Annotated in this window: 3 protein-coding genes and 1 pseudogene; 2 read left to right on the forward strand and 2 right to left on the reverse strand. The window is 54.0% G+C overall.

Going from position 1 to position 2,621, the window contains the following annotated elements; genetic code table 11:
- Window positions 1-236: pseudogene (locus QZ197_RS15775) on the forward strand (hypothetical protein); the annotation flags it as partial.
- Window positions 236-1,177, forward strand: coding sequence for a ribose-phosphate diphosphokinase (prs, locus tag QZ197_RS15780; RefSeq protein WP_296433176.1), 942 nt, complete (start codon window positions 236-238; stop codon window positions 1,175-1,177). The pseudogene QZ197_RS15775 and the gene prs, both read left to right, overlap by 1 nt.
- On the opposite strand, the gene QZ197_RS15785 is transcribed toward prs, so the two are convergent.
- Together QZ197_RS15785 and QZ197_RS15790 are read right to left on the reverse strand one after the other, a co-directional pair.
- A complete protein-coding gene (locus QZ197_RS15785) occupies window positions 1,174-2,205 on the reverse strand; it encodes a hypothetical protein (RefSeq protein ID WP_296433178.1) in 1,032 nt (343 codons plus the stop codon). The genes prs and QZ197_RS15785 overlap by 4 nt on opposite strands.
- 11 nt (window positions 2,206-2,216) lie before the next feature.
- Window positions 2,217-2,621, reverse strand: a 405-nt coding sequence (locus QZ197_RS15790; RefSeq protein ID WP_296433179.1) for a c-type cytochrome, incomplete at its 5' end; no start/stop codon positions are given.

Consider the following 2,621-nt stretch of genomic DNA (forward strand, 5'->3'; position numbering starts at 1 on the left):
AGCTGGCGTTGAAAGGTTGCGGCGTAACGCGGATCATAATGGCGCTCCCGAAGGCGCCGCCCACTGCGCTGGCATCATTGCGAGGGCTTGTCTATGACACCATCTGTTTGTATCAGCCGACCCCGTTTAGGGAAGTCGGAAACGCCTATCAAAGTTTTCGCCAGAACAGCGACCTAGACGTCACGGACGCGTTGGAACGGCGCGCCAGATTTTTGAGCGCTCAGGAGGGCGCGTGATGCGTCTGTTTGCACTGCCGGACAGTCAAGCCCACGGCGCACGCATTGCTTCAGCTCTGGGGATCACTTTGTCCAAGCTGGAATTTCGCGGATTTTCTGACGGCGAAAGCAAAATTCGCCCACTTTGCGACGTTGCCAACGACCATGTGTGCATCATCCAAAGTCTTTATGATGGACCCGATCACAGCGTTCACGACAAGCTTTGTATTCTCCTTTTTCTGATTGCGACGATGCGCGATCATGGCGCAAGGCGCGTGACCGTTTTGGTGCCTTTTCTTTGTTATGGGCGCAAGGATCGCAGGACCAAACCGCAAGACCCCGTCACGACAAGATATGTCGCGGACCTGTTCGCAGCGGTAAACTGTGACGAGATCATCACCCTTGAGGTGCACAATCTAGCGGCTTTCCAAAACGCGTTTCGCATACGCACACACCACCTTGAGATTGGCGATGTCTTTGAGGACCTCATAGCGTTCAGGCTTGGCACAGAGCCGATAGTTGTGATGTCGCCCGATTCAGGCGGCGTGAAACGCGCCCAGTTGTTCAGGGACAGTCTGCAGGACCGTTTGGGGCGCGAGGTCGGATTTGGGTTTATGGAGAAACGCCGTAGCGGTGGGATTATGACCAGCGGTGATGCCATCGGCAATTACCAAAATAGTGCCGTCGTGATCGTTGACGATATGATCGCATCGGGCGGCACTATGATTGCGGCGGCGCGCGCGTGTAAGGCGCGCGGAGCCACAAAAGTCTATGCATTGGCGGCGCACGGGCTGTTCACGCAGGGTGCAGAGGGGCTGTTCTCCGGCGATGACTTTGAACGGGTTTTTGTTAGCGACAGCATCGCACCTTTCCGGCTGCCCGACGGGACCAAAACCCATCGACTAGAAATCGCTGATACGGCAGATGAATTTGCGAGAGTGCTACGCAAAGTTGCGTTTTAGCGAGCCAATCCGTTCGGCCCAAATAGACTGCGTTCGGCCACATCAAAATAGCGCAGGCCCAATGGCAGCCATTTCTCTGGGGTTCTAGGGTTTGTCATCAACAAATGCGCAAGGCATAGGCGCGTGCGCAACAAAGCGTGTTGTGTTTCATACAAGCCGAGCAATTCTGGTGCAGGGCATTCCCCCAGACCAGTGGTAAGATGTGCGATCAATGTCGGTTTGATCCACTCAAGCCCCAGTATTGCTGCCTCCATTCCTAGAAACATGATTTCGCTAAAGGGATCGACCAGCCGCAAGTTTCGGTTGAATTCAAGACAGTCAAACACAATGGGCGGGGTCGTCATACAAATATGCTCGGGCCGCAGATCACCGTGGCATTCCCGTATCCACCCTGCTTTCACGCGGGTCTCGAATAACGAGAAATGCCGCGAAAACGCAATCTCCAGCGCGTCAAAGACGGCTTCGAAACGTGGACGGAATTCCGCAAACAGCGGGTTTCGCAAACACATTGAGTTCATTTCTTGTTGGTCGTGAAAGATGTTCATCAGCTCTGCGGCATTGAGCTGCGATGCAGGGCAAACCGCATAGAACCCAGATAGTCGTTCCGCAAGCTGATCGACGAGAAACCTGATTTTGGCAGGTGGAAGGGTCTGATCCGCCGCGATGCCATCGAGCATTTTGTCGTTGGGCAGACGTTGCATTTCCACCAACCAGTCTACGGTGTCCGCAATACCACCAAGGCCCAGCGATCCGTCGCTGTGCCTCACGACGCGGATAACCCCGAGATACGTGTCGGGGGCCAGACGTCTGTTAAGGTCAACTTCTGTCAAGCAGTTGTCAAAGCGTGCGCGCAACGAGGTCAAATCCTGCAGATCGTCGCGCACCTGCTTTTTCAATTTATAGACGCGGTCTTGTGTCAAAAAAATCCATGACTTGCTGGTTTCGTGAAGCAACACAGCCGCGCCATCATCGCTATTGCCTTCGATCAATCGTTTGATCTGCGCGACACTTGTCGGAGGCCTGTCCATGCACTTTGACGTTAGCGAACTTGGATGGATTGGATGAAGTTGGTCAATTCCAGAATACTCGACCTGACGCGAAACTGGTTCACTTCGTCAGGGCCGAATTGGCTCATCGATGACGCCATATACCGATCACCCCAGACGGGCATTTTGCGATCCCCATGTGCGGCAATATCATCGCGACCGTCGATAACGTGGTAGACCCTATCATACGGGAACTGGCCGTCATTGTTAGCCGCAAGCTGTGTCAGATCACCAGGATCAATGCCGCGAAACAATCGCGTCAAAAAACCCGCTCCCTTGCCGTTTGCACCGTGGCACGATGCGCAGGAATTTAAGAACTCGGCATCGTCTGGCTTGAAGCCTTGGTCTTCGACTTGCGCTATGGCTGCCGTTGCTTGCATAAAGATTGTTAGCAAAGC

Source organism: Yoonia sp. (genome assembly GCF_017854415.1).
Lineage (GTDB): Bacteria > Pseudomonadota > Alphaproteobacteria > Rhodobacterales > Rhodobacteraceae > Yoonia.